This window comes from Desulfovibrio sp. (genome assembly GCF_019424165.1).
Taxonomy (GTDB): Bacteria; Desulfobacterota; Desulfovibrionia; order Desulfovibrionales; family Desulfovibrionaceae; genus Desulfovibrio.
Genome location: NZ_JAHZAA010000038.1, coordinates 1 through 24,606, shown reverse-complemented (window position 1 = coordinate 24,606; position 24,606 = coordinate 1). Strand labels below are relative to the sequence as shown.

The following is a 24,606-nucleotide window of genomic DNA, read 5'->3' as shown; positions in this document are numbered from 1 at the left end:
ATTTAAGCTGGCGCAGACAGCTAATATCTTTGAACGTACACCATGCGTTTTCTTCATTCAGCATAAAAAATATTTTTCATCAACTTTCCAGATTCTGGGCGTTAGAGGCTCTAGTCTTCCTCCATGCCTTGAAGCAAACTTTGTTAACTGGAGGTTTTTATGAGCAAGCTTGGTTATTTCCTTGGTGGAGCATTGGCAGGGGTCATAGGAACAGCGGTCGCGGCGTATGCCGTGGACGCTTGTTCCTCCTCCAGCACTGGCGCAAGCCAAGAACTGGACACCGATACGCCTGACTCTGTGATGGAGGGTGATGGCGAATCGTCCACAGCGTCATTTGCGGATTCTACCAGTGAAGAGTCATGCACAGCATAGGAGGTAGATAAAATGTTCCGCATTGCGCTATTTGTCGCCGGATGCATCGCCGGATACGTTGCTTCGGGATACATTGACGGTTTGTTGAATGAAGAGGAAGGCAGCCAGTCTTCGGCCTCTCAAAAAGATGCTGAGGCTACATCATGATTCGGCCTCCATACCCATTCCCGCCGTATCCGCCAATTATGATTCCCGATCCTGAAGTTTTACATAAGTACGGCAGAATCGGTATGTGTTTGTTGCGCCTGGCCAAGAACAGGGCTACTCAAAAAGGACGGGAGCACAAAAAAATTCTCAAAGAACTGTGTGAGTGACATTAAAGCGGTCTCCTGTCGCGGTAGCCTACAGCCGCGGCAGAGGCTGCTGAATAGGAGTTGGCTGTGCCTCCTAAAAAAGACCAAGATAGTACGCCTGGGATCAAGCTGCTCCGCATGTTCCGAAAGCTCATGCTGGATGGCCGACGTCATTTTCAAATTGATTTGGCGGAAGAATTTCAGTGCTCGCCGCAGACAATCATTCGTTTGGCTGGCGAGATTGAAGCGGTAGTTGGAGCCAGCCTTGAGTCTGGCCTGGAAAATCGCCGCCGCTGGTATCAAATTCGCACGATTTCTCGCAGTCGCCTGGGGTTGGGCTTTGAAGAGTTACGCTACCTTTCTGTGTGCCGAGATCTTGCTGGTACGACACTTCCAGAACAGGTTCGGAGCCGGGTCGATGATACTATTTTTAACTTGTCGGTCCTGATGGCTGACCAAAGTTATGCCGAGCGCGACAAAGCCCAAAAACAGCAATTTTCTTTTTTCAGTAAGGGCAAAATTGACTATTCCCCGCATTTCACCAGTATAGAAAAATTGCTCAAAGCTGCCGAGGAGAAACACGTTTGCCTTATACGTTACAAAGCCATTGGGAAAACGGAAAGTCGAGAGCACCGTTTTGCTCCCGTACGCTTGGCAAGCATGAACGGCGCTCTCTATATTCTTGGTGGAACATTGACTGAAAACTTCGATCAAATACGTCACTTGATGAGTTTGGCGGTGCATAGAGTTCAAGATGTTATATTGACGGAGCGCACGTTCAATTTTGATTTCCCTGCCACTTCTCCAAGTGATTTTGGATTGCCATGGCATGAGCCAAAGAACTTTTGTATTCGTTTCCGTTCTGGGAAAGCAGCCGAGTATGTGCTTGAACGTATATGGGCTGACGAACAAAATTTGGAAATCTTGGATGATGGTGGAGTCATCCTGCAAATACAGACCCGGAGTGAACCTGAACTTATGGCCTGGGTGCGGAGTTTTGGGGAAGAAGTAGAGTCTTGCCATGAGGAGGGAGCATGACGACAAAGAAGAGAGATAAAAAAGGTGGCGGCAGAACACTAGATAACGCTGCGGTCGCAGCGGGAAATATTGAGGTTGTTTCCCGTTACGGCAGTGCTAATGCCGAATGGGTTAAGGCTTATACTGGCGTCCATAATGAAACAGGCCAAGTGCTGACAAAAAGTCTCAAGGGTATTGCTCAGGGCAAGTTAAATCCAGAAAACTATGAAGCAAACGTCCGGCAACAAGCAGGTTACTCGGCGGAAGTTGCTAAAGTCGCAGATGATAACTCTCGAAACATTATCAATAAAAGCAATATTCGTACGCAACGGACCGATGACAATCCCGGACGTCAGGAAATGAATAAGGGACTTCCGGGGGGGAACGATCAAATTTCAGACCATATAGAAACTATAAATGGTGTGGAGATTCCAGGTTCCGCGTCACAAATGAAAATAGTTTCGGACCATGAAGGGTTGCTCAAAAAGATTGCCCAAGGAAAAGGCGGCGGCAAAAACGACCTTTCCCGCTATATGGAGAATGATCACGTAGATATTACGGGTGAAAAATTTGAAGCTGCCCAAAAATATTGCGAAGATCAAGCAAAAGAACTTCGGAAGCAAGCTGAACACGCACGTCAGCATGGCGACCCTGACAGGGCTATGCGTCAGGAACAGGAAGCAAAAAATTATGATGAACTGAAAGGAAAATTACGAAAAAGCTACACCTCTGATGAAGCCAGAGATTTCAGGCTTAAGCCAAAAATCGAAACCGCGAAAAAAATGGCAAAAATCAGCCATGAAGCCGGCCTTGAGGCTGCAAAGTATGGCGCGGCTATCGGTGGAGCCGTTTCAGCTACCAAAAATGTCGTTGCTTATATGCAGGGCGACAAAGAGCTTCAAGAAGTCCTTTGCGATACCGCCGTCGATACGGGAAAGTCCGCATTAGTCGGGTATGGCACTGGGTTTGCTGGGAGCCTTGTGAAGAGCGGCATGCAACAGTCTGGCTCCGGGGTCGTCCGTCAACTTTCCCGCACATCTCTTCCAACCTTGGTTGTTAGCACAACGTTGGCATTGGGAGCGAGCATCAGCCGTTACGCCAAGGGCGAAATCGATGGCGTTCAGTTTATGGAAGAAATTGGTGAAAAAGGTTCTGGAATGCTTGCCAGTGGCATGATGGCGACACTTGGCCAAATAGCCATACCCATTCCGATTGTTGGCGGTGTCATTGGCGGCATGGTCGGTTATACAATGAGTTCTTTGTTTTACCGTTCCAGTCTCCAGGCATTTCAAGAAGCAAAAGAAGCCGAAAAAAATTACCAGATAATCAAGGCCCAATGCGAAGAAGCACGGCGCAGGATGCTTGAATACCAAACTGAGTTGCAAATGCTGTTTGACACTCATATGGCTGATATGAAACTCCAGCTATCCGATTGCTTCGTGTGTATGGATAGGGCCATTGATACGGATAATATGGATGAATTTGCCGAAGCCGCCAACAGCTTGGGGAGTTTTCTCGGAAAAACACTCCAGTTCAATAATATACAGGAATTTGATGATTTTATGTCGTCTGCTGAAACGCTAATCTTATAATGGAGGGATTATGTTTTTACATTTTCTTACGGATAACTTGGAACAAACTTTTTTTCTAAAGTTTGCGTATCTTCTCGCTGTTGCGGATAATGAAGATGGTTCCGAAAATATTCCAACCCGTGCTTATTTGGACAATTCAGAAGAAGGCAAATATGAGTTTGAAGAATTCGCTCCCGGCTTTGCAATGCAAACCAGTGAATTGCTCATGCTCCGCAAGTTTGCCGAGGAAATGGGAATGACCTGGGCTCCCGTATCTTCCTACGGCTCAATGTCCTCCTTGTTGTTTTCCTCTCTTAACTTGGGAAGTGCTGCCATTGGCGTCTGGAGTGGACAAACGACAAAATCCCCTGACGCCCTTGAAAAAGTTGCCCGTGAAAATTCCGTTGCAGATATGCTGAAAATGGCAATGGAAGAGTTGAACAACACATCTGACCGATCCGCTGTTTTGAAACTTGTGTTGGCAGCCATTTTTGCACAAGCAAATGCCCATGTCTTTGCCGTGGAAAAAAGAAAAGCAATCCTTATGGAAGCCACTGCGATGGCCTATGCCGATGGCAATGTTTCTGAGCACGAGCAAGAACTGCTCATGTATTTTTGTGAGCTTTGCCATTTGGATAAAGAACTTCTCGAAGATTTCAAAGAAATAACGCAAGAATTTTCCAAAACATATGCAAAAAGCCTTGAGCTTATAACTGAATGAAGGAGATTTTATGGCTCTTCCTCTTTTGATCCCGCTGGCGTTAGGGGCCGCTGGGCTTTTCGGTGCTGGCAAAACCGCAAAAGCGGTTTATGACACCAGTAAAGCCAACGACATCGCATCTAGCGCTCAATATAGTGTCGATAGTGCGAATGAAAAATTGGACCAAGCTAAAGAGGCTACAAACACCATGCTTGCGGGGTACGGGAAAAAGAAGCTCGAAGCCTTGGACAAGCAAGTTCAGCCGTTTGTAGCCCTGTTCAAGCAACTCAAGAATGTTGAGATTGCTGAAAGTGCCGAACTGGAAAGGCTCAAAGTAGGTAAATTCAGTGAAGTCGCCATTGCAGAACTGCAACATTCTTGTAGCGTCGCACATGGTGCGCTTCAAGGCGTTGGCGCGGGTGCTGTTGGAGGAGCTTTGACCGCCTTTGGGGCATATAGTGGCACAATGATGCTGGCGTCTGCCGGAACGGGAACCGCTATCTCCGCGTTGTCTGGCGTTGCAGCGACAAATGCCACTTTAGCTTGGCTTGGAGGTGGCACTTTGGCTGCTGGGGGAATGGGTGTTGCTGGCGGAACAATGGTTCTTGGAGCAATGGTTGCAGGCCCGGCATTGCTAATTTTTGGTAGCGTTTTAGGCGCGAAAGCGTCTAAAAAACTTTCTGATGCCAGGGCGAACATGGAAAAAGCCGAAACCTATGAAGTAGAGGTCGATGGCGTTTGCCAGAAGCTGACCATGATCCAGGAAGTCACAAACACGGCTTCCGAAGTTCTCTCTTCTTTGCGCGGGCGGCTACGCAGAGCAAATGACGCCCTTGAAAAGGTCATCAATGAAAACGGGGTTGATTTCTCCAAGTATGATGGCAAGGCAAAGACGGTTGTGTTCCGGGGCGTCAAATATGCCCAGTTGGTAAAGGCCGTTATTGATACGCCTATCCTGAACGAAAAAGGTGAACTCTTGGGGGATGCCTCAAGCAATTTCTCCGGCATTAAAGCTGCGATGGAATAACAGTTGATTATGAATTACGCGGTTGCCCTCGGAAACTCCGGGGGAAACCGCGTATCGCAAAAAAATGCTGTACTCCGCTACAATTCGTCCAGTGGCATGTCCGGTGTGATGGCGAATCCGCCGCTGCTTACCCTGGCGAGTCTATCCGGTCGCGGAGCCGGGGCAGTCCTTTCCGTCTGCGCGGACGGCGGGGGTGTGTCTTTTTTCCGCTCTTTCCCGCGTCTGAACTCATTGAGGTATTTGGCGAGAGTAGGCGGCTTCACCTCAATCCCTTTTTCATGCAATTGCTCGGCTATCTCCTGAGTATCGAAGCCGCGCTTTTTCATCCGTTCCAGTGTCGGGGCCAAGGCGAAGATTGCCTCTTTTACGGTCATGCTGCGATTGCCGTCCAGAGAGACTTTCACGGGCTTGAGTTTGGCAAGCTCCAATCTGATTTCTTTGACTTTGGCTGTGGTGATATTCATGTTGTTTTTCTCCTGTATGGTGACGGGGAAATGCCCCGGAATTGTCTTTCTGGCTTTGGCGGTCGAGCGGGACGGTCGCCCACGTTTCACGAAGTGAAGCATAGTGGGCTATTTCTTTGCTTTGGGCAAAGACGCGGCGCGGATGCAGGGATAATCCCTTAACGCCCCATGCCCATGCCGCGCGGCCTCCGTTCCAATGACTGCGCTCGCTGCTGCTCGCGCTCCTGTCGCAGGCGTTCCGCTTCCTGGGATTTTTGTTGCTCCTGCACCTTGGCTTGGCGGGCTTGTTCTTCTTGCCGCTGCCGTTCCTGCTGCTCCCGCTCCTCTGCCAAGCGCTTTTGCTCTACGACTTTCCGCCGCGCTTCTTCCCGCTGCTCCCGCTCGTAATCATCCCGCATCTGACTGGCGGTCAGATTCCAGCGGAAAAACTTTTCGGTTTCCTCCACGCGGGCGAGAAGATTCTGATTGGTGTTCATCAAACTGCGAATGCTTACATTGCTCTTTTTCTGCTTCTCAGCATGTTCCGTTTCCAGATGCGCGATTCTCTTGTTCAGGGAAGTAGCGGTTTCATGCAGGCTGTGGATTTCCGCTTTCAGTTTGTCATTATGTGCGTCCACGATGCTCTTTGCCGCCAACGCCTTTTTCTGACGCTCGATTATTTCTTGGGCGGTTTCCAGCACAGACTTGAAGTTGAGCATGGATGCCTTGGGAATGTCCGACTGCGCGGTAAGCTCCTTTTCAGCTTCCTGGGCCTGACGCTCGTAAGACAGCAAACGCTTCGTCAATTCGGACTCCTCCCGCCGCTTTTGCTCAAGCTCGACACTTCTGGCCTGGGCTTCCTTTTCCAGACCGTGCAATGCCTCCTGCTGCTGCTTGAACTCCCGCGTGTCCAGATGCTTTTTCGCCGCTCCCGGCACTTGTTCAATACCGCGCTGTAAATCAAACCCACGGCTTTGCAGATGCCGGGGCAACTCGGTTTGCAGCTTTTTCAGACTTTCCCGTGTGTAGATTTTATTCGCGTTGAGCCGTCCATCCGGCGTTACCGGAACATGCAGAAAGTGCATATGCGGCGTTTTTTCGTCCATGTGAACCATTGCGGATATGACGTTTTCCGCGCCGATAAACTCCGTGAGGAACGCCTTACTTTCCTCGAAAAAGCGCCGGGTGTCCTCCGGGGAGAGCTTCTCGAAAAAGGCGCTGTCAGAGGACACAATCAGGCCGCACATATGCACAGCGTCTTTTCTGACGGCCTTGACCAGCAAAAGATCATCAATGCGATTCTGGATTGACCCGGCGTAATCCTCGGTGGCGGGTTCGTGCAATTCGTAGTTGCCCGCGCTACGTTGGTAGTCGATATCCGGGTTGGAATGACTTTCACGTTCCCGCCGATTATGGCTCTGGATACCCCGAACAGCCTCTTTCTTGAATTTATCCATGTGCAGTACAAGAAACGACATGGCTACTGCCCCCCTGCGTCTGTCACGGCTGCCAGCAGACCAGATAGGGGGCGGATTTCGCCCCGTGCATTCTCTGGGCTTTCCGAAAGCATCAAGACAGATTTTCCGGCGTCCAGCACAGCGCGGGCTTTGGCTGGGTCGCCTATCAGCTTCGGCGGGTCTATGTGCTCGTAAAAACCGTTGCTGTAGTTGCTGATTTCGATAATGCCCGGAAGATAGCCGTTACATTGCACGCCCTGACGGGCATAAGCAGCCCATGTTTTGGCGAAGTTTTTACGAAACCAGTGCTCGGATTCTTCAACTACGCAATCGACGCAGAGCTTGGGCCAGCCGCCGTAGGCTTGCACGATAACGGCCTGGGTCATGGCATCGTCGAAAACCACGCTGGAATACGCGCCGTGCCGCCCGATGGCGTCCAGCACCTTGCCCGCTTCGACTTCTGCCTTGTCTTCCGCTGCGCCGCCACCGATATGCTCCAGGAAGTCCGCCGGAACAGGCATGGACGTATATTTGCGGCTGGACATGATGGACAGCGCGGCTTTCTCTACGTCCAGCAAGCTGAACGGTTCCAGCAGTTTGAAACGCAGGGCAACGCCCTGGGCGCTCAACGTCTGGCCGTAACACTCGGCAACGCCCTGCATGAGAACGTCAAAACGGTCAAAATCAGCTTGGGTCATGCGGCACCTCCGCAACTGTTTCAGTAGTGTCACCAAAAAGCAGCCGCTTTGCCTCCTTCCCGGCCTCCTGGTTGGCCTCAACGCGCCGTTGTGCGGGTGACTTCCAGGTTTCGGCTTTTGAGGCTGTGCGAGCCTTTTCTGCTGCACTTTCCATTTTGGCCGTGAGCTGGTCGAATTGTTTCCGCAATTTGTCCGGGCTTTGAATGTTCGTCCGCCAAAAGCTGTCGGAACAAGCCCACTTGATAACCTCAGCCACGAAATGTGGTTCGCTCATGCGCTCGTCGTTGCGCAGGGCCACATCGAAACTTCGCGCCCAGGCTTGCAAGTTCGGCTCCTTAAGGGTCGGCACGTTGACCTTCAACGTATCCCGCATGAGGACGGCCAGACGGTAGGCGTCCGAGTCTTCCGGAAAAACAGATTGCGACGTTTTTCCTTTCTCCTGCTCCTCCGCATTGCCCGCCGCTGGGGCGGGTGGAGAAGAGTGAAAAGGAACTGGTACAGGTTCTGGAACTGGAACTGGAGATGGAGATGGAGAAGGGGGATTGCCCCCGGCATGCGGGCCGCATGCGCCCTGCATGGCTTCCTCCTGTCGGGCATTCCAGCGTGCGGCAGCTGCGTTGCGGGCGTGGGCTTTGCGGCGTTCGGCATGAATGGCGTAGCCTTGGTGGTCGCTCCAGTCGTGCAGGGCATAAACGCCGTTCTCGATTTCTTCCAGAAAGCCGCACTCCACCAGAGCCGAGACGAAGGGCTGTGGTTCGCCCTCCCAGCCAGCCTCCAGGGCAATGTCGATTGCATCCATGCCCTGCAACACGCCGGAAGGGTGCGTCATGGCTGTGGCAATCCAAAGGTCGATAAGGAAGTCGGTGGAGCCGGAGCCGAGCAGCAGACGCAGACGTTTGCGCTTGCGGTGGCCACGGAATGATACGGCAAGGCGAATGTCGCTATTCATTGCCTGCCCCCTGGGTTCCGAGGCTTTCCAGAAAAGCCACAATGTCCTCGGCCCGCCAGACGGTTGTGCGGGGGCCAAGCTTGACGGGTTTGGGATAACGCCCGGTACGGCAGCCTTCCCACCAGGAACTGCGCCCTACCGGAACGAGGGCCAGCACCTGATTGATACGCAGTAATCGCTTTGAAGAAATGGAACTTGTGTCAGACATAAATAAAACCTCCTGAATAGTTTGGGATTTCAGGAGCTTTTATTAGCGATGATGTGCTGGAAAAGTACTGGAAGGAAGTTGGAAAGATACTGGAAATATGCTGTAAAAACTGGATTTATTGAAGGTCATCCTCGTCACTGATGACGATGGACTTAGAATCTTCAAAAAGCGTCTTCCCATATTTGTCATACGCTGAGTCCGATAGGTTCGGATTTTCGTGCAACAATTTGGCGATAGCTCTTTTTTGCGTAAAGCCTCGCTTATGGAAAAGAACGTGAGCGATTTGCAAAGTCCCCCAACCCTTTTCCCGCAAGGCGGCGCAAATATATTCCTGGGTTTTTCCGTCCCACAGTGAACGTGGTAGGGATAAAGTCTTTTGCCCCTGGGGGTGAATTTCGGCGGCGGATTCACCCAGAGCCAGGATTGATTTGGGAAGCCGCAGCGTTCCCTGTGCCGCCGCCTTGATAACGGAATCCACAAGGCTCTGGGTAATGCCTTTTACTTCTTGCACTAAGGGGTATTTCAAGACGACAGCTAGGTAGTAAATGGCAGCAGTTTTATCGACGGCAACAGTATCGGGAAATATTTTTGCAAGGCTATCAGGTGAAGAAAGCTTTACATTCACCTCTTTTAACCCTTCTATTCTGGCGACATTGGCAATATTTTTATCCGCCAGCCTGAGAGGATAGAATAAATACTCCCTTTCGGATTCACTTACAGCAGATTTGTTATCAAAGGTTGATTCAACAATATAATCAAAGCCGTCTTCTAGTTCTCTGGCAGATATACGTCGAGCGAGTTCAAAAAAGAAGTCAACTATCCATTTTGCATAAACATCTGTAGGGCAATATTGTATCGACTGCGAAGGAATTTCAGGAAAAGACGGATTCTCTACCTTGTAAAGTCTGGCAATTTCAGCGGCGGGGCGTTGCCAGTAAGAGGAATATGCATTCTGCCATACCTCATAAGGAAAAACACACTCCGGCGAAAGCGCATGCAAAAGGCTTTGCGCCTCGTGCTCGTTCAGGCCGAAGCCTTGTTTGACTCTGACCATGCAGATTTTTTGTGGGTCCAACATGGATTCATCAATACAATATTAGACAACGGATTTGCAATATGCAAAAGGGCGGCGTGTTTTTTGTGAGCGGCATTCAAAAGAAGTGCCGCGTTGCAAAAATCCGTGCCGCTCTGGTGAGTCCGTTCGTTTTTTACTCTACCGTTTTTCTTTCAGACCTGTGAGGTAATCAGCCCACTCCTGCATCATTTTTCTCCGTTCCGGCAAATACTCGGCTCGGTTGTAAACGCCGCGAATTTTGTCCTTGGGGTTGTGGGCAAGCTGCTTTTCAATCACGTCTGCGGAATAGCCTTGCTCATTAAGCAGAGTCGAGGCCATTGCCCGGAAGCCGTGGGCGGTCATTTCGTCCTTGTCATAGCCCATGCGGCGCAAGGCGGCGATAAAGGTGGCGTCACTGATGGGATTCAGGGGAGAGCGTAGGCCGGGGAATATCAAGCGGCCCTCGCCAGTCAGTTCATGGAGTTGTTGCAGAATTTCCAACGCCTGGGTGGAAAGCGGCACCATGTGGTCGAGACGCATCTTCATGCGCTTGGCCGGGATGCGCCAGACCTTTTCGGTAAAGTCGATTTCTGACCATTCGCCAAGGCGTACTTCGCTTGGGCGTAAAAAAGTTAGGGCCAGCAGTTGAAGGCCGGATTTGACAATGAAGGTGCCGGGAAAATCATCTATGGCTCGCAGCAGACCGCCAATGGCTTTCGGCTCGGTCAGGGCAGCGCGTGGGGTATGGGCGCGGGTTTTGAGAGCGCCGCGTAGATCGGCGGCAGTGTCACGCTCGGCGCGACCTGTGGCGATAGCGTAACGGAAAATGAGAGAACAAATGCTGCGCACCCGGTGGGCTTGGTCAACGGCTCCGCGTGTTTCGATACGGCGCAGCACAGCCAGCAGTTCCGGCGGGGTGATTTCTCCGATGGGTCGCGTTCCGAGAGAAGGAAAGATATTTTTGTCGATGCGCTCCATCACGTCTTTGGCGTAGCCTTCCGTCCAAGTGGGCTTCTGGTTTTCGTGCCATTCCCGCGCAACGAACTCAAAGGTGGTCTGGATGCTCCGGGCCTTAACCTTCTTTTCCATTGAGGGGTCGATACCCCCGCTTAATCTTTTTTTGGCGTCAGCACAGGCTTCCCGCGCTTCTTTCAAGGAAAGTTGGGGGTATGTGCCGAGGGTCAGCAGCTTTTCACGGCCCTGGAAACGGTACTTCACGCGCCAGCTTTTCGCGCCGCTTGGAGCGACGAAAAGAAAAAGGCCGTTGCCGTCAAAGAGTTTTTGGGGCTTGTTTGTGGGCTTTACGCCACGAATAGCAGTATCTGTGAGGGGCATGGGGGTATTACTCCTGGCAAGGGGTTTAATACCCCCCAGAAGTACCCCCGAAAAGGTAGGGTGTCTATGCCTTTTTTCAGTCGAACCCGGACGAACCATTTCGCTAATTCCCTTGCCAGGAAACACTTTTTGGCTCATCCGGGATTCGACTGAATTAAAATCTGGCGGAGAGGGAGAGATTCGAACTCTCGGTACGCTGTTAACGTACACACGATTTCCAATCGTGCTCCTTCGGCCAGCTCGGACACCTCTCCGCATGTTTTGCATTCGTGCAAAGCCGAAACTGTATATGGCATATCCACAGAGAATGCAAGCAAAAAGTGGTAAAATTATGAGCTGACGCCACCGGGCTGTTCTGTTTGCCTAGTTTTTATCTTCGGGCGGTGTTTTTTCAGCATCCGTCTTTTTTTCACCCCTCCGCCGGAGGGGTGGCAGCCGAAAGCCCATTCAACAGAGGCCGCCGCCTGTTTTGACGAGCATCCAGAACAGACCCCCCACAATAGCCACTGTCAGCAATATTTTGATCAACATTGCCTAATCCTGCCCGGGCTTTTCACCCTTTTTGTTTTCCTGCCCTGCGCGTTTTTTTTCAATCTTGGCCGAGCGGTAAAAAATCCATAGCGCCAGCGCGGATAACAGTGTGATTGCTATGGCATTGAGCGTCAGGTAGCCCATAGTTTCATCCTCAGGCGGTTACGCCCACCTTGCTGAAGCCGCTGTCAACGTAAATGACCTGCCCTGTCACGGCGCTGGCAAGATCAGACGCCAGAAAAGCCGCCACGCCGCCTACATCGGCTGTGGTTACGTTGCGGCGCAGGGGCGAATTGCCTTCCACCATGGTAAAAATATCCTTGAGGCTCGACACGGCCGAGGCGGCCAGAGTTTTTATGGGGCCCGCGCTGATGGCGTTGACTCTTACTCCCTTGGGGCCAAGGTCGTAAGCCAGATAGCGCATGGAAGCTTCAAGGGCGGCCTTGGCCACACCCATGATATTGTAGCCGGGGATGACCTGAGTGGACCCGTGGTAGGTCATGGTAAGCACCGATGAGTTTTCGGTGAACAACGGCTCAAAGGCGCGGCAAAGTCCGGTGAGGGAATAGGCCGAAACTTCCAGGGCAAGCTTGAACCCGTCACGTGAGGTATCCACAAAGCGGCCGCACAGGTCATCGCGGTTGGCAAAAGCCACGGAGTGAATCAGGATGTCCAGATCCCCCCACTTTTCTTTGACTATAGCTGCGGCATTTTCAATCTGCGCATCGTCACACACGTCACACTGGAAGGTAAACTCGCCGCCCAGCTCTTCGCTCAAAGGCTCAACACGCTTTTTAATGGCATCACCCACATAGTTGAACGCCAGACGCGCTCCCTGAGCCTTCAGGGCAGCGGCAATGCCGTAAGCGATACTTCTGTTGTTGGCCAATCCCATTATAAGAGCTTTCTTTCCTTGCAGCAGCATGGATCCTCCTTGAAAAATACGGGCCGGACAGGCCGCGTGCGGTTGTCATTTGCGCCGCCTGCCCGCTTTTGCGGCTGGGGGCTGTATGAAAAAATGTTCGGCAAAGCCGATCTGATCACCCGGCGGCAACAGCCGGAGCACATTGCTCGGGGCATGCCTGCACTTGCGAAACGGGTGATCGGGCAGGGGGCCGTGTTTTGCCCTTCACGCAACAGCGGCGTAAGGGGCGTGCCGGTAACGGGCCGTATCCGCCGTATGCCACGTGCGTGGCATACGGCGATGATTCTTCGCACGGCAACTGCAAAGCCGCAAGCCCACACCGTTGACGGCACGGGCATGCTTGCTATTTATTTTGTAATGATTTCGTAGGCTTCTTTGTATTTATCCGCAGTAATTTTTATAACGTTCTCGGGCAGGGGGGGCGGTGGGGGCTGCATGTTCCAGGGCTGTGCTTTCAGCCAGTCGCGCAGGTACTGTTTATCGAAGCTGGGCTGCCCCTGTCCGGCTTTGTACTGGTCCGCAGGCCAGAAGCGTGAGGAATCGGGAGTAAGAACTTCATCGATAAGGTGCAGCTTGCCATCAATAAGGCCAAATTCAAACTTGGTGTCCGCCACAATAATGCCGCGGCTTGCGGCATAAGCGCGCCCGGCTTCGTAGATGGCCAGAGAAGTTTGCTCAACCTGGCGGGCCATGTCTTCGCCCAGCAGGCGGGCAGCTTCGGCCACGCTCAGATTTTCATCGTGCTTGCCCAGCTCCGCCTTGGTGGAGGGGGTAAAGATGGCCGGCTCAAGTTTGTCGGATTCCTGCAAACCTGGGGGCAGCGCATAACCACAAAGAGTACCGGTAGCTTGATAGTCGCTCCAGCCGGACCCTGTGATGTAGCCTCGTACGATGCATTCCACAGGCAGGGGGGCAGCCTTGCGTACAAGAACTGCGCGTCCTTCAAGCTCGTCCTTCCAGGGGGCCAGCTTGGCTGGAAAGCGGTCTACATCACTTTCCAGCAGATGGTTGGGGATAATACTCTTGAATTTTTCCATCCAGAACAGGGTGATCTGGTTCAGGATGACCCCCTTGTAGGGGATAGGCTCGTGCATGATCACGTCAAAGGCCGACATTCTGTCTGTGGTAACGATGAGCAGTGTTTTTTCGTCCACGTTGTAGATGTCGCGCACCTTGCCGCGTGAAAGCAGCGGGTAGGCGGTAATGTCAGTTTTGACCACAACCTTCATGGGTGCTCCTGATGTGTCGGCCGATTATTTTTTGGATCGCGCTTCAACGCTGCGCGCGTGCGCTTCCAGCCCTTCCATACGTGCAAGGGCGGCGATGGACTGCATGTTTTGCTGCAAAAAGGTTGGGGACGTTGCCACGATGCTGGTTTTCTTGCAGAAAGTCTGCACAGAAAGAGCCGAAGAAAAGCGGGCCGTACCCAAGGTAGGCAGTACGTGGTTCGGCCCGGCGAAATAGTCACCCACTGCCTCGGGGCTATGCTGGCCCATAAAGATGGCTCCGGCATGGCGGATGTGGGGCAGAACGGCCCAAGGGTCACGCGTGCAGATTTCCAGATGTTCGGGGGCCACCATATTGGCTACGGCTACGGCCACACTCAGGTTGGGCGTGACCACAATGGCCCCCCAGTCTTCAAGCGAGCGGGCGGCGGTGGTGGCTCTGGGCAGGGCGGCGCACTGTTTGCTGAGTTCCTGCCAGAGATTGTCGGCCAGACGCTGGTCGTCAGTAACGCAGATTGCCGATGCCAGAGTGTCGTGCTCGGCCTGAGAAAGCATGTCCGCTGCGAGCCATTCAGCATTGGCGGAAGAGTCTGCCAGGATAAGTACCTCGCTGGGACCGGCGATCATGTCGATACCCACCGTGCCTTGTACCAGGCGCTTGGCTGTGGTGACAAAGATGTTGCCCGGCCCGGCGATGACGTCTACCGGAGCCATGCTTTGCGTGCCATAGGCCATGCCCGCCACGGACCAGGCTCCGCCAACGCGGTATACCTCTTCAATATCCAGCAGGTGGGCTGCAGCAAGAATATGGGGATTGACGCTGCCGTCCTTGCGGGGCGGGGTGCAGATGGCAAGACGCGGCACACCTGCGACCTGCGCCGGAATGGCGGTCATGAGCAGGCTTGAGATAAGCGGTGTATTGCCGCCTTGCCCCCCTGGTACGTACAGCCCGGCCGCATCGACGGGCAAAACGTGCTGCCCCAGAATGCTGCCGTCAGGGCGTGTGGTAAACCAGGATTTTTCCGTTTGCGCTTCATGAAAAGAGCGTATGTACGTGGCCGCCTGACTGATGATCTCTCTGTTTTCAATGGAAACAGAAGCAGCCGCGCGCGCGATTTCCTGTTCACTGACGAGCAGTGGGGGCGCAAAATCCGGGCAATCAAAATTACGGGTATATTCCACCAGGGCTTCATCGCCCTTTTCGCGCACAGCAGCGATAATGTCGCGCACAGTGCTTTCCACCCCGTCACCGGGGTTATTGCGGCCTTGCAGCCATTGGGCAAGCTTGGGCCACTCCTGCTCATTATGCAGAGTCAAAGTCCGGCATGTCATAGTATTTTCCTCACCTCGGTTGAGGGAATATACAGAAGGCGCCTATGAATGTCGAGACTTGCTGCGGCTTGAGGGGAACAACCGGCACAGCGTTTTTCTGATCACGGAACATGGAGGCAGAAAAAATCAAACCGGCACGAAAGATACGGCCCGGCCAGGCGGAGAACCTGGCCGGGCCGGGCAGTGGTGCAAGGACAGCGGACAGCCTTGGTCTGCTGTTGCCGGAGCGTTGCCCACAGGTTTTGTTTTAATAATCTTTTCGATGACGCCTGCGTTAAAAATATTGGGATTGCGGGGAGTACCCAAGGTGCGCGTCTTTCTGCCGTGCGTATTCCTGCCGCGCGTGCTTCGGCGGCAGTTTCTGCGCAGATGCCAATATGCCTGCTGCCGGCTGCGCCTAGATAAAGGGCGGCGTGTGGCGGGCTGTGACAGGACGCGGCCGGGGCGCGTTGTCTTGCGTTTTGGCGAGATATGTGAGGGCATGGCTGCATTGTTCTCGCAACTGCGCGGTCAGTGCATCCCTTCGTTCGCGCTCCATTGCCAGGTCTGTTTGGCGTTGCGCCTGAAAGGCGCGCAGCCAGGCAGCGGCTCGCTCCATTGCCCTGTTCTGCATTTCATCGTCAATGACGCGGGGGCGTCTGATTTTTTGCGAATCCTGAAAATGCAGTTTTTCTTCCTGCGAAAGCAGCGGCCGGGGAGGCAGCACCGCGCAAAGGGCGTACGCCAGCACCTGCTCAAAGGGGATGGGCTGCATTTGAGGCAGGGCTCTGTCAACAAGCAGAAGCCCATTGTCGGTCTTTTCAAGCACACGGCCAATATGTGTATACATGCAGGCATCCTCCACCGCCTGGGCCGCATTTTCTTCAGCGAGCGCTTCAAAAGTGGCATAAGCGAAGGCCCGGGGGTAGCCTCTGTTCATGGCTATGGTCCGATATCGGCGTGCCATGTCTGTGTCCGGAGCTTTGGGGAGGCTGTAGCCGCTGTTTTGGCCTCCGAAGCGATACCAGCGGGATATTTCATGTGCGGCCGGGCCATAGCCAGCATCTGCGGCCATGAGCAGCCAGTGCAGGTTGGTCCCGGTGTTCCAGCGGGTGGCGTAGGCATGCATGGATTTGGGATCGCCAAGAAAGGCTCCCCGCGTGTAGGCGCTGCGGGTGTGCCCTATGCCGTCATCATAAAGGGCAAGCCGGGCATATATCCAGCCTGGGGAAGTGTAGCGCGCGGCCCACTCCAGCCAGAAGGAGACGGTGTGCATGAAGGCGGGGATGTCCGGATGCGCGGCGGCCAGTGCCGGACGGTCGCACTGGATGCGAATGATGAGGTCAGCCATGGCTACAGGATTGCCCTTCAGGGCTTCTTGCAGAATGGACAGATACTGCCCCGGCGCCTGGCAGCCCACATAGAGCGGTATATTATGGGCTTTGTTCGGGGGAGGGGAGTACCAGTCCGGGTCTTCCACGACGGGCGATGTGACCAGCAGCGTCTGGGGTAGAGCCTGGTTGCAGTAGGCGGAGCCTTTGTCAATGCAGGCAAGCTCGGGCAGGGAACGCAGCCCCAGTTGCGGCATGAAGTCAACTTCGGCGGCAGAAAGCCGCAAAGGTGCAACCAGCAAGCAGGGAGCGGCAAAAAGCAGGATGACAGTACTGCGCCATGACATGATACGCCCTCCTGTGGCATAAGGAGAATCAAGCCGTTGGTTGCCGGGCAGAACGGCAGGCCTTAATTCACAAGCCATGCTTCGAACCGGCTTTTAGTCGTTGTCGCAAAGCCGGAGCATGGCGTAAAAGCGAAAAGCGTATGTTTGCAAAATCGGCCTGCCGGTGTATGCCATACCAGCGGCATGATTTGTAAATATGTCAATGCTTATTTATAATTTTATATTCTAATTCAAATATACGTCAAGTCTCATATGGCCTTGACAGTCTGTGAGCGCGAACTTAGTTACAACCAATGAACGCGACCGTCTGCGGGCGGGGCGACTCAGGAGGAATCATGCAGCGTCACAAGATGCACAAGTCTTATGAAAGGGCGGCGCAACCGGAAGACGAATTTTCGGAAGACGACCTGAATTTTTGCGCGCCGGACGGCATGGGAAATATGCCCGGCGAGCTGGACGACACCTTGCTGGAAAGCATGTCTGAACCGATGACAGAGCAGGGCGATGTTCTTTCTGCGGCAGAAGCTGAAGCACGGTGCAAGGCCGAAGTGGAAGAAATGCGTTTGCGCATGGCTGCTGAGATGGACAATTTTCAGAAGCGCCTCAAGCGTGAGCATGAAGAGCAAATGCGGTACGCCGCCGAAAAGGTTTTGAGCGATCTTTTGCCCAGCCTTGACAACCTTGACCTGGCGTTGCAGTACGGCAGCACCAATGAGGTTTGCAAGGATATGCTGCAGGGCGTGGCCATGACGCGCAAGCTGCTTCTTGAAGCTGTTGCCAAGCATGGCCTTACCCCGGTAGGCGAAGAAGGCGAAGAGTTTGACCCGGCCATACACGAAGCCGTGGGTTTTGACGCCCGCCCGGAGCTTGCCCCCAATTCGGTGGCCCGCCTGTTGCAGCGCGGGTACAAGCTTGGCGAGCGCCTGCTGCGCCCGGCAAAGGTTATGGTCAATCCCTGACCTGTTTGTTCAGTGAAAGCAAAAAGGCCGTACTTGCCGGATTTCCGGCAATTACGGCCTTTTTGGATATTTCACGCCATGCGCATCAGCAGTAGGGGGTGTCGCAATAAAGCGGTGAGCCGCGTCTTGCGGTTTCAGCCTTCCAGATCTTTGTAGCGTTCGGCAATGGTCTTGAACTGTTCCTGAATGACCATAAAGGTATCAACAACATCCGGGTCAAACTGGGTTCCTCTGCCGTCCAGGATAATTTTTGCGGCGCTTTCGTGGGCCATGGCTGGCTTGTACACGCGCTGGCTGCGCAAGGCATCGTACACATCGGCGAGGCTCATAAGCCGTGCCGAAAGCGGAATTTCCTCTTCTTTCAACCCTTGCGGATACCCCCGGCCATCCCATCGCTCATGATGGCAATGGGCAATGTCGCAGGCCATTTTTAAAAAAGAGTCTTCACCCAAAAACTTGTCCGCCGCGGCAAGAACATTTCTGCCATGCACGGTGTGCGTCTTCATGGCCTCATATTCTTCATCCGTAAGGGGGCCGGGCTTGTGCAGCACCGTGTCCGCAATGGCAACTTTGCCCACATCATGCAGCGGGGCCGAAAGATAAAGCCAGGAAATAACGTCCGCGTCCAGTTGATCGCGGTATTTGGGCTGCTCGGCCATGTGCAGCGCCAGTGCTTTCACATAGTTTTGCGTTCGTTTAATGTGCGCGCCCGTTTCGGTGTCTCGCCATTCGGCAAGGCTTGCCATGGCATGAATGGTAGCCTCTTGGGTAAGAGCCAGCTGCCGTGTGCGTTCGTGCACCAGGTCATTGAGGTGGTCACGATAGCGCTTGTATTTCAGTTGGTTGGCTACCCTGTTTCGCACCAGAGAAACACGAAAGGGCTTGGCTATATAGTCTTGCGCCCCCAGAGAAAGGCCGGTGGCCTCGTCTGTTTCTTCATTCTGGGCTGTGATGAACATGATGGGAATATCGCGCGTGGCGGGATCTTCCTTGAGCCTGCGGCAGACTTCGTAGCCATTCATGCCCGGCATGATGACATCAAGCAGGATGAGGTCCGGCGGCGGGTTGCCCATGGCCAGGCGCAGGGCGTCCGGGCCATTTTTGGCAAACATGATGGTATAGTCCTCGCGCAGGCTTTCGCTCAGGATGCGTAAGTTTTCCGGGGCGTCGTCCACAAGTAATATGCGGCTGCGCTGGGCTGCCGCTTCGCTCACTGCCTGCCCCCGGTAAAGCCCGGCAAACGCTGTGTCAGATGCTCGGCCATGCGCTGTACCATGCGGCTTTCAGCGGCCGTGAGGACGTCGTAGGTTTTCCCGGCAACGGCCTCTTCGTCTACATAAATGCCCCGCGCGATCACATCATTATACTTGTCGCGCAGGGTCCAGCGCACATCAAGCACGGCCTTTTGATCGAAGTTGCCGTCCAGGCGCTGCACGTCCAGATACAGAACGTAGTCGGCAGTGGATTCGTCCCCAGCGGGCAATACATTGATGCCGTTGCCGAGCATGGGGCGGGTAAGCACTTCACGGGTGACGCGGCGCACGCCGTGGCTCAGCGGTTCGGCCCAGCTATGAAACTGCGCCACCACAAGTTGGGTGGACTCGCCCATGCGGCTGACGATGCCGTCACGGTCAAGATATTCAGGCACGCTGACAGGCGCTACCCGCAGGCTCTTGCCCGGCAGGCTTTCGGCAGAAACGGGGGTGAGGCGGCTTTCCAGAAGGTAGTAATTCGTAGGCGTACTGCGGCTGCAGGCAACCATCAGCGCGGCGAAGACTATGAGAGTGTACAGGGCGTAACGTTGCATCAGCGTTTTCCTTGTCTGCCCATAAGCAGGGCTTCGGGGTTGCGTTCAAGCATCTGTGTGAAGTTGCGGATGGTCCGCAGGGTTTCAATGCTTTCCTTGATCAGGCGGCGCACATCGTTGACGGTGGGCGAATCACGCCCCACGAGGCTTTGAGCCGAAGCCGTGACCACACGTAGCTGGTCTGCCGCCAGGCTCATGCTCTCCAGCGAGGCCCGCAGGGTAGCAAGGGTTCCCGGCATTTGTCCTTCAACTGTGCCTGCGGCGGTGTTGAGGCTTTTCAGGATGCTTTCGGCATTTTGCCGCATGGAGCTGTTTTTGAGGATATCGTCAACTTCTTCAAACGTGCGCGTAAACGCTTTGAGACCGCGCCCAAGGCTGTCGTCCGCCAGGGAATGGGCCAGGCTTTGCAGGATGCTCTCAAGCGCGTGTGCCATGGATTCCAGCGGCAGTTGAGCCAGGGTGCTTTGCAGCGTGTCAATGGGGGAGGGAATAGTGGGAATTTCCGTATCGGGTGTGCCGGAACGGAAAACAGCAGGCGTGCCGGGAAAGAAGTCAAGCTCGATACGGTATTGCCCGGTAATAAGGCTTTGCAGTTGCAGGCGGGCGCGAAGGCCCCGTTGCACCATACGGCGCACGATTTCTTCCCGCACGGTTTCTGAAATGGGCGCAGAGCCGCGGGCGCGCACAAAGCTTTGCTCGTCTATACGGATATAGACGGGAATGGTGACATTGGAGTCTTTTGTGTTGGCCACAAGGTTGATGCGGGTGACGCTGCCCATGGGAACACCGCGGAACACCACGGGAGCGCCCGTGGAAAGGCCGCTCACAGAGCCGTCAAAGTAGAGAACATACTGCATGTCATTGCTGAACAGGCGGCCGCCGCCCAGTACGATGAAGCCCAGAGCCAGCAGGGACAACCCGCCAAGCACAAAGGCTCCCACAGTGGTTCTGTATTTTTGCGCATTCATATATTCGTTTCCTTGTCCGGCGCAGCGGAAGCGGTTTTTTCCGTCTGCTCTTTTTCAGCGTGACTGCGCTCGCCCCTGGTAAGAAAGAGCATTGCGCTGGGCGCGGTATCGGGGTCTTGCAGCAGTTGATGCGGATTGCCGCACGCCGCCACATGGCGCGTCTGGGCATCCAGAAAGATGAGGCTGTCGGCAATGGCGTAGATGCTTGCCAGCTCATGTGAAACAATAACAAAAGTAGTACCCAGGCTTGCGCGCAGCTCCAGGATCAGGTCGTCCAGCAGGCGCGAACTGACGGGGTCAAGCCCGGCGGAAGGTTCGTCCAGGAAAAGAATCTTGGGGTCAAGGGCCAGGGCGCGGGCCAGTCCCGCGCGCTTGCGCATGCCGCCGCTGATCTCGGAAGGGTAGTAGTCTTCAAAGCCTGCAAGTCCGGCGAGTGCCAGCTTGAGCTTGGCCTGTTCGCGTATGTCCGCATCACTCAGGTCTGTATATTGCTGTAAGGGCAGTCCCACGTTTTCCGCAAGGGTCATTGAGCTCCACAAGGCTCCGCTCTGAAAGAGTACGCCCGTGTCGCGGCCCATTCTGCGGCGCTGTTCTTCACTGCATGCCCAGAAGTCTGTTTTTCCATAAAAAACCTGGCCCGCCTGCGGCGACTTCAGTCCCATAAGCACTCGCAGCAAGGTACTTTTGCCGCAGCCGGAACCGCCGGTAATAAAGAAAATGTCTCCGGCGCGTACGTCAAACGTCACATCGCGCATGAGGACATACGAGCCGTAGCCTACCTGTAGCTGGTTGATTCTGATGCGCATTTCGTCGCTGTTTTGTCCGGCACGGGGGATGGTCCCGGTATGGGTGGTTTCCGATTTCGACGGCGTATCCGGCGCAGGCGCGTGTGCGGAACTGTCCGGCATATCCGGCTGACGGCCCTTTGCGGAAGAACCCGCGCCCGCTGAATTTTTTTCGGGTGTGATGTCTGCTATGGTGTTTTTTTCGGCCATGTCAGATATCCAGCACGTTGCAGATGACGGTTATGACCGCCGTGGCTACGATAATGCCCACAATGGCGTGTACCACGGCGGTTGTGGTTGCAAGCCCCACGGCCTGGGCGCTGCGTCCGCAACGCATTCCCTGATAGCAGCCCGTGAGGGCGATGATGACGCCGAAAACCGTGCCGTAGGCAAGGCCGATAAAGACGTGCTTGTAAGGAACCATCTGCATGGTGGCGTTGATGTATTCCATCGGACTGATGTTCAGCATGGTCGTAGCCACAATATAGCCGCCCACCACGCCCATGAGGTCGGCGTAGAGCGTGAGCAGGGGAATCATGGCAGTCAGGGCGACCACGCGGGGCAGAACAAGAAAATCCACGGGGGCTATGCCGAGGGTGGCAAGAGCGTCCACCTCTTCGTTGACCTGCATGGTGCCGATAAGGGCGGCATAGGCCGCGCCTACGCGGCCTGCCATGACCACACCCACCATCACTGCGCCCATGACACGCAGCATGCCTATGCCCACAAGGCCGGCCACATATATCTGCGCGCCGAACTGGGTAAGCTGCACAGCGCCTACAAAGGCAAGAATAAGGCCGAAAAGCATACTGGTTATGGAGATGATGGGCAGCGCCTGAACGCCGCACTCCTGCATGGCCGCCAGCAGATCCTGCGGACGCATCTGGGTACGCCCTACAAACAGGCGGCCCACAGCCAGGGTCACATCGCCCACAAAGTTCAGAAAATCGGCTACGCGTGGCGGCAGGTCAATGGCGGCCTGGCCCACGCGCTGCACGAAACTGAGATTTTCTTTTTTACGGTCTGAACCAGCCTTGGCGGGTACGGCAAAGGCGAGTTTGAGCAGACGTTCCAGGCCGTCGGGCAGACTGGTCTGCAGGCTTGCCTTGCGCTCGTTGGCTGTCTGTACCAACTGCACAAGAAAAACGAGCAGGCTGCTGTCCCAGGCTCCGAGGTTGTCGCTTTCAAGGCGAACTTCACGGATGTTCTGGTTGGTCAGGCTTTCCAGGGCGGTTCTGGCTTCAGGGGGCCAGTCCGTATCGATATTCCAGCTGCCACCAACGCTGACGCGCAGAAGCGGCCCCTGAACGGAAGCTGTCACTTGCGGACTTGTTTCCATCACTATAGTATACGCATAGCTTTATTTATCCGCAAGAGCCGTTCCAGGTAAACTCGCGGACCTGCCACACTCAAAAGAATACGGTTAGCCATGTCTTTAAAAAAACGTCTTGATCTTGCCACTGAGCCTGTTTTTCTCATGGACGGTTCGGCTTTTATCTACCGGGGTTTTTTCGCCAACAGAAACATGCAGCGTTCTGACGGGTTTCCCACCAATGCTCTGGTTGTGGTCACCCGTGTGCTGTTGCGCATCCTGCGCGAGGAAAGGCCGCGGTATTTTCTTTTTGTCAAAGACGGCAAAGGCAAGAATTTCAGGCATGATATTTTTCCGCTCTACAAGGCCAACCGCGACGCCACGCCAGAAGACCTGGTACGCCAGATGCAGCCCATCGAGCGCATGGTGACGGCGTTGGGCATGAATCTTGAGATTTCCGACCATTGCGAGGCTGACGATTGCATAGCCTCGCTGGCTGCCCGTTTTTCGCAGAAGCGCCCCGTTGTCATCGTTGGCGGCGACAAGGACCTCAAGCAGTGCCTTGGCCCCAATGTCTATATGTGGGACCCCGCGTTCAGGGATGAAAAACTGCTCACGGCGGCGCAGTTTACAGAAGAAAGCGGACTGACTCCCGCCCAGTGGCCCGATGTGCAGGCGCTTGTGGGCGACACGAGCGATAATATTCCCGGCGTTCCCGGCATCGGCCCCAAAACGGCCGCAAAAATTTTTGAGATTTGCCCGAGCCTTGAAGACATACGTGACCATTTTGCGCTGCTGCCGCCCAAGATTCAGGACAAGCTGCGTGACCATCTGGAAGAGATGTTCACCTGGCGCAAGCTGACAACCCTGTCGCTGGACGTCTGCACATCGCTTGAGATGGATGATCTGCTGGTGCGGCCCATTAACGCCGCCCGTTGCGTCGATCTGGCAGAGGAGTTCGAGCTTCATGCCCTGCGGCGCGAGATGGCGTCTCTTGAGCGCATGCAGCTCTCTGCTCCGGCGGATTCTGAACGTGCAGGCACGAGTGAGCGCTTACAGGGCGAGTCGTTGCCCTTGCTTTCGGTAAACGCGAAAACAGCGGCCGGGGCAGGAAAAACAGGCGATGGCCCCGCCGGGGGGGCTGGCGCGCAGCCGATGCCGCCCAGAGGGGCAGGCGCGCAGATGAGCCTTCTTGAGGTTGTGGAAGAAAAACCCGCTCCACAAGTGAGCCGGGCAGAATATCTGCCGAATTGCCGCGGCAGGGACGTGGCTCTTGTCTGGGCCAGAGGGTTTGATGCCGCGCCGCATGTGGCGGTCGAAAGCGGTGAGGACGTCTGCTGGACCGGCGGGCAGGAGAGCATGAGCCTCCTGTGTGCCTGGGCCGCCGAGGCGAAACGTATTGTGACGCCGGACCTCAAGGGGCTGCTTTCGCAGGCAGCCTGCTGGCGCAGCCTGACACAGGAAAAAAAGCCCGACTTTTTTATGGATCTGGGGCTGGCCGCTTATCTCGTCAATCCGGAAGAAAGCGACTACGCCTGGCCGCGCCTCGCTGTGCATTGGGGCGCGCCTTTGCGTGATGATGGTCCCGGTCCGGCCCAGCTTGCCCTGCGCATGGCCGAAGTGCTGGAAGCCCGCATGCGGCAGGATGGGCTTGCGGAGCTTTATGAACGCCTCGAACTGCCCCTTACCCCCATACTGGCCGATATGGAACGGCGCGGCATCGCCATTGACGCCGCCGCATTCGAGTCATTCCTTTCCGACGTGCAGGGCCGGCTGGACACCCTTACTGCTGCTGTTTACGAGGCGGCTGGCAGAGAATTCAACATCCGTTCCGCGCAGCAGCTGGGCGATGTGCTTTTCAGCACGCTTGAACTGCCTTCGCCCCGGAAAACCAAGGGCGGGCAGGCTTCCACCAGCCAGGATACCCTTGAAAAGCTGGCGGGCCGTCACCCTGTGGTTGATAGTGTCCTTGAGTTCCGC

General features: G+C 54.7%; 24 protein-coding genes and 1 tRNA gene. 7 read left to right on the top strand and 18 right to left on the bottom strand.

Features of this window, described 5'->3' with window-relative positions:
* The first annotated feature begins 159 nt into the window (after positions 1 to 159).
* From QZ377_RS10885 to QZ377_RS10865, 5 genes are all read left to right on the top strand, one after another.
* Positions 160 to 372 carry a hypothetical protein gene (locus QZ377_RS10885; RefSeq protein ID WP_291441163.1) on the top strand — a complete coding sequence of 71 codons (213 nt, stop codon included), beginning with the start codon at positions 160 to 162 and terminating at the stop codon, positions 370 to 372.
* A 380-nt stretch (positions 373 to 752) separates the two neighbouring features.
* Complete coding sequence (locus tag QZ377_RS10880; RefSeq protein ID WP_291441162.1) at positions 753 to 1,703, top strand: WYL domain-containing protein; 951 nt, start codon at positions 753 to 755, stop codon at positions 1,701 to 1,703.
* On the top strand, positions 1,700 to 3,274 hold the full coding sequence (locus tag QZ377_RS10875; RefSeq protein ID WP_291441161.1) for a hypothetical protein: 1,575 nt from the start codon (positions 1,700 to 1,702) through the stop codon (positions 3,272 to 3,274). Before QZ377_RS10880 ends, QZ377_RS10875 begins: the two co-directional genes overlap by 4 nt.
* A gap of 10 nt (positions 3,275 to 3,284) precedes the next feature.
* The gene (locus QZ377_RS10870; RefSeq protein ID WP_291441160.1) at positions 3,285 to 3,974 is read left to right on the top strand and encodes a hypothetical protein; all 690 of its coding nucleotides are present in this window, start codon (positions 3,285 to 3,287) and stop codon (positions 3,972 to 3,974) included.
* Between the two features lie 10 nt (positions 3,975 to 3,984).
* The gene (locus QZ377_RS10865) at positions 3,985 to 4,980 is read left to right on the top strand and encodes a hypothetical protein (protein ID WP_291441159.1); all 996 of its coding nucleotides are present in this window, start codon (positions 3,985 to 3,987) and stop codon (positions 4,978 to 4,980) included.
* A gap of 77 nt (positions 4,981 to 5,057) precedes the next feature.
* Here QZ377_RS10865 and QZ377_RS10860 read toward each other — a convergent pair whose 3' ends face one another.
* The 13 genes from QZ377_RS10860 to QZ377_RS10800 form a co-directional block, all read right to left on the bottom strand.
* Positions 5,058 to 5,444, bottom strand: a complete 387-nt coding sequence (locus tag QZ377_RS10860; protein ID WP_291441158.1) for a protein MobC — start codon at positions 5,442 to 5,444, stop codon at positions 5,058 to 5,060.
* A gap of 158 nt (positions 5,445 to 5,602) precedes the next feature.
* The gene (gene mobV / locus QZ377_RS10855; protein WP_291441157.1) at positions 5,603 to 6,901 is read right to left on the bottom strand and encodes a MobV family relaxase; all 1,299 of its coding nucleotides are present in this window, start codon (positions 6,899 to 6,901) and stop codon (positions 5,603 to 5,605) included.
* A gap of 2 nt (positions 6,902 to 6,903) precedes the next feature.
* Entirely contained in the window at positions 6,904 to 7,578 is a 675-nt protein-coding gene (locus QZ377_RS10850; RefSeq protein WP_291441156.1) for a DUF6475 domain-containing protein, read from the bottom strand.
* The gene (locus QZ377_RS10845; protein WP_291441155.1) at positions 7,565 to 8,527 is read right to left on the bottom strand and encodes a hypothetical protein; all 963 of its coding nucleotides are present in this window, start codon (positions 8,525 to 8,527) and stop codon (positions 7,565 to 7,567) included. The genes QZ377_RS10850 and QZ377_RS10845 overlap by 14 nt, the downstream gene beginning before the upstream one ends.
* Entirely contained in the window at positions 8,520 to 8,735 is a 216-nt protein-coding gene (locus QZ377_RS10840) for an AlpA family phage regulatory protein (RefSeq protein WP_291441154.1), read from the bottom strand. The genes QZ377_RS10845 and QZ377_RS10840 overlap by 8 nt, the downstream gene beginning before the upstream one ends.
* Before the next feature lie 115 nt (positions 8,736 to 8,850).
* Positions 8,851 to 9,813, bottom strand: a complete 963-nt coding sequence (locus QZ377_RS10835) for a hypothetical protein (protein WP_291441153.1) — start codon at positions 9,811 to 9,813, stop codon at positions 8,851 to 8,853.
* 135 nt (positions 9,814 to 9,948) lie between these two features.
* Positions 9,949 to 11,124, bottom strand: a complete 1,176-nt coding sequence (locus QZ377_RS10830) for an integrase arm-type DNA-binding domain-containing protein (RefSeq protein ID WP_291441152.1) — start codon at positions 11,122 to 11,124, stop codon at positions 9,949 to 9,951.
* Between the two features lie 162 nt (positions 11,125 to 11,286).
* Positions 11,287 to 11,378, bottom strand: a tRNA-Ser gene (locus QZ377_RS10825).
* 280 nt (positions 11,379 to 11,658) lie between these two features.
* Positions 11,659 to 11,799, bottom strand: coding sequence for a hypothetical protein (locus tag QZ377_RS10820; protein ID WP_291441151.1), 141 nt, complete (start codon positions 11,797 to 11,799; stop codon positions 11,659 to 11,661).
* A 10-nt stretch (positions 11,800 to 11,809) separates the two neighbouring features.
* Positions 11,810 to 12,580 carry an enoyl-ACP reductase gene (locus tag QZ377_RS10815; protein WP_291441150.1) on the bottom strand — a complete coding sequence of 257 codons (771 nt, stop codon included), beginning with the start codon at positions 12,578 to 12,580 and terminating at the stop codon, positions 11,810 to 11,812.
* 347 nt (positions 12,581 to 12,927) lie between these two features.
* Entirely contained in the window at positions 12,928 to 13,809 is an 882-nt protein-coding gene (locus QZ377_RS10810) for a phosphoribosylaminoimidazolesuccinocarboxamide synthase (RefSeq protein WP_291441149.1), read from the bottom strand.
* Positions 13,810 to 13,833: 24 nt separating this feature from the next.
* Positions 13,834 to 15,138: a histidinol dehydrogenase gene (hisD, locus tag QZ377_RS10805; RefSeq protein ID WP_291441148.1), complete on the bottom strand. Its 1,305-nt coding sequence runs from the start codon at positions 15,136 to 15,138 to the stop codon at positions 13,834 to 13,836.
* 397 nt (positions 15,139 to 15,535) lie between these two features.
* Positions 15,536 to 16,795, bottom strand: a complete 1,260-nt coding sequence (locus QZ377_RS10800; protein WP_291441147.1) for a hypothetical protein — start codon at positions 16,793 to 16,795, stop codon at positions 15,536 to 15,538.
* 476 nt (positions 16,796 to 17,271) lie between these two features.
* Here QZ377_RS10800 and grpE point away from each other — a divergent pair, with 476 nt between their 5' ends.
* Entirely contained in the window at positions 17,272 to 17,754 is a 483-nt protein-coding gene (gene grpE / locus QZ377_RS10795; protein WP_291441166.1) for a nucleotide exchange factor GrpE, read from the top strand.
* Between the two features lie 134 nt (positions 17,755 to 17,888).
* Here the strand turns inward: grpE and QZ377_RS10790 are convergent, their stop codons facing one another.
* The 5 genes from QZ377_RS10790 to QZ377_RS10770 form a co-directional block, all read right to left on the bottom strand.
* Complete coding sequence (locus QZ377_RS10790) at positions 17,889 to 18,968, bottom strand: HD domain-containing phosphohydrolase (protein ID WP_291441146.1); 1,080 nt, start codon at positions 18,966 to 18,968, stop codon at positions 17,889 to 17,891.
* The gene (locus QZ377_RS10785; RefSeq protein ID WP_291441145.1) at positions 18,965 to 19,561 is read right to left on the bottom strand and encodes a PqiC family protein; all 597 of its coding nucleotides are present in this window, start codon (positions 19,559 to 19,561) and stop codon (positions 18,965 to 18,967) included. The genes QZ377_RS10790 and QZ377_RS10785 overlap by 4 nt, the downstream gene beginning before the upstream one ends.
* The gene (locus QZ377_RS10780; protein WP_291441144.1) at positions 19,561 to 20,529 is read right to left on the bottom strand and encodes an MlaD family protein; all 969 of its coding nucleotides are present in this window, start codon (positions 20,527 to 20,529) and stop codon (positions 19,561 to 19,563) included. Before QZ377_RS10780 ends, QZ377_RS10785 begins: the two co-directional genes overlap by 1 nt.
* Positions 20,526 to 21,335 carry an ATP-binding cassette domain-containing protein gene (locus QZ377_RS10775; protein WP_291441165.1) on the bottom strand — a complete coding sequence of 270 codons (810 nt, stop codon included), beginning with the start codon at positions 21,333 to 21,335 and terminating at the stop codon, positions 20,526 to 20,528. The genes QZ377_RS10780 and QZ377_RS10775 overlap by 4 nt, the downstream gene beginning before the upstream one ends.
* 190 nt (positions 21,336 to 21,525) lie before the next feature.
* Positions 21,526 to 22,653, bottom strand: coding sequence for an ABC transporter permease (locus tag QZ377_RS10770; RefSeq protein ID WP_291441164.1), 1,128 nt, complete (start codon positions 22,651 to 22,653; stop codon positions 21,526 to 21,528).
* A gap of 90 nt (positions 22,654 to 22,743) precedes the next feature.
* Here QZ377_RS10770 and QZ377_RS10765 point away from each other — a divergent pair.
* The coding region (locus QZ377_RS10765; protein WP_291441143.1) for a DNA polymerase at positions 22,744 to 24,606 on the top strand (1,863 nt) is incomplete at its 3' end.

Coding starts and splice junctions, on each gene's coding strand:
- QZ377_RS10885 (WP_291441163.1), top strand. CDS start 160: ATGAGCAAGCTTGGTTATTTCCTTGGTGGAGCATTGGCAGGGGTCATA.
- QZ377_RS10875 (WP_291441161.1), top strand. CDS start 1,700: ATGACGACAAAGAAGAGAGATAAAAAAGGTGGCGGCAGAACACTAGAT.
- QZ377_RS10870 (WP_291441160.1), top strand. CDS start 3,285: ATGTTTTTACATTTTCTTACGGATAACTTGGAACAAACTTTTTTTCTA.
- QZ377_RS10865 (WP_291441159.1), top strand. CDS start 3,985: ATGGCTCTTCCTCTTTTGATCCCGCTGGCGTTAGGGGCCGCTGGGCTT.
- QZ377_RS10860 (WP_291441158.1), bottom strand. CDS start 5,444: ATGAATATCACCACAGCCAAAGTCAAAGAAATCAGATTGGAGCTTGCC.
- mobV (WP_291441157.1), bottom strand. CDS start 6,901: ATGTCGTTTCTTGTACTGCACATGGATAAATTCAAGAAAGAGGCTGTT.
- QZ377_RS10850 (WP_291441156.1), bottom strand. CDS start 7,578: ATGACCCAAGCTGATTTTGACCGTTTTGACGTTCTCATGCAGGGCGTT.
- QZ377_RS10845 (WP_291441155.1), bottom strand. CDS start 8,527: ATGAATAGCGACATTCGCCTTGCCGTATCATTCCGTGGCCACCGCAAG.
- QZ377_RS10840 (WP_291441154.1), bottom strand. CDS start 8,735: ATGTCTGACACAAGTTCCATTTCTTCAAAGCGATTACTGCGTATCAAT.
- QZ377_RS10835 (WP_291441153.1), bottom strand. CDS start 9,813: ATGTTGGACCCACAAAAAATCTGCATGGTCAGAGTCAAACAAGGCTTC.
- QZ377_RS10830 (WP_291441152.1), bottom strand. CDS start 11,124: ATGCCCCTCACAGATACTGCTATTCGTGGCGTAAAGCCCACAAACAAG.
- QZ377_RS10820 (WP_291441151.1), bottom strand. CDS start 11,799: ATGGGCTACCTGACGCTCAATGCCATAGCAATCACACTGTTATCCGCG.
- QZ377_RS10815 (WP_291441150.1), bottom strand. CDS start 12,580: ATGCTGCTGCAAGGAAAGAAAGCTCTTATAATGGGATTGGCCAACAAC.
- QZ377_RS10810 (WP_291441149.1), bottom strand. CDS start 13,809: ATGAAGGTTGTGGTCAAAACTGACATTACCGCCTACCCGCTGCTTTCA.
- hisD (WP_291441148.1), bottom strand. CDS start 15,138: ATGACATGCCGGACTTTGACTCTGCATAATGAGCAGGAGTGGCCCAAG.
- QZ377_RS10800 (WP_291441147.1), bottom strand. CDS start 16,795: ATGTCATGGCGCAGTACTGTCATCCTGCTTTTTGCCGCTCCCTGCTTG.
- grpE (WP_291441166.1), top strand. CDS start 17,272: ATGTCTGAACCGATGACAGAGCAGGGCGATGTTCTTTCTGCGGCAGAA.
- QZ377_RS10785 (WP_291441145.1), bottom strand. CDS start 19,561: ATGCAACGTTACGCCCTGTACACTCTCATAGTCTTCGCCGCGCTGATG.
- QZ377_RS10780 (WP_291441144.1), bottom strand. CDS start 20,529: ATGAATGCGCAAAAATACAGAACCACTGTGGGAGCCTTTGTGCTTGGC.
- QZ377_RS10775 (WP_291441165.1), bottom strand. CDS start 21,335: ATGCGCATCAGAATCAACCAGCTACAGGTAGGCTACGGCTCGTATGTC.
- QZ377_RS10770 (WP_291441164.1), bottom strand. CDS start 22,653: ATGGAAACAAGTCCGCAAGTGACAGCTTCCGTTCAGGGGCCGCTTCTG.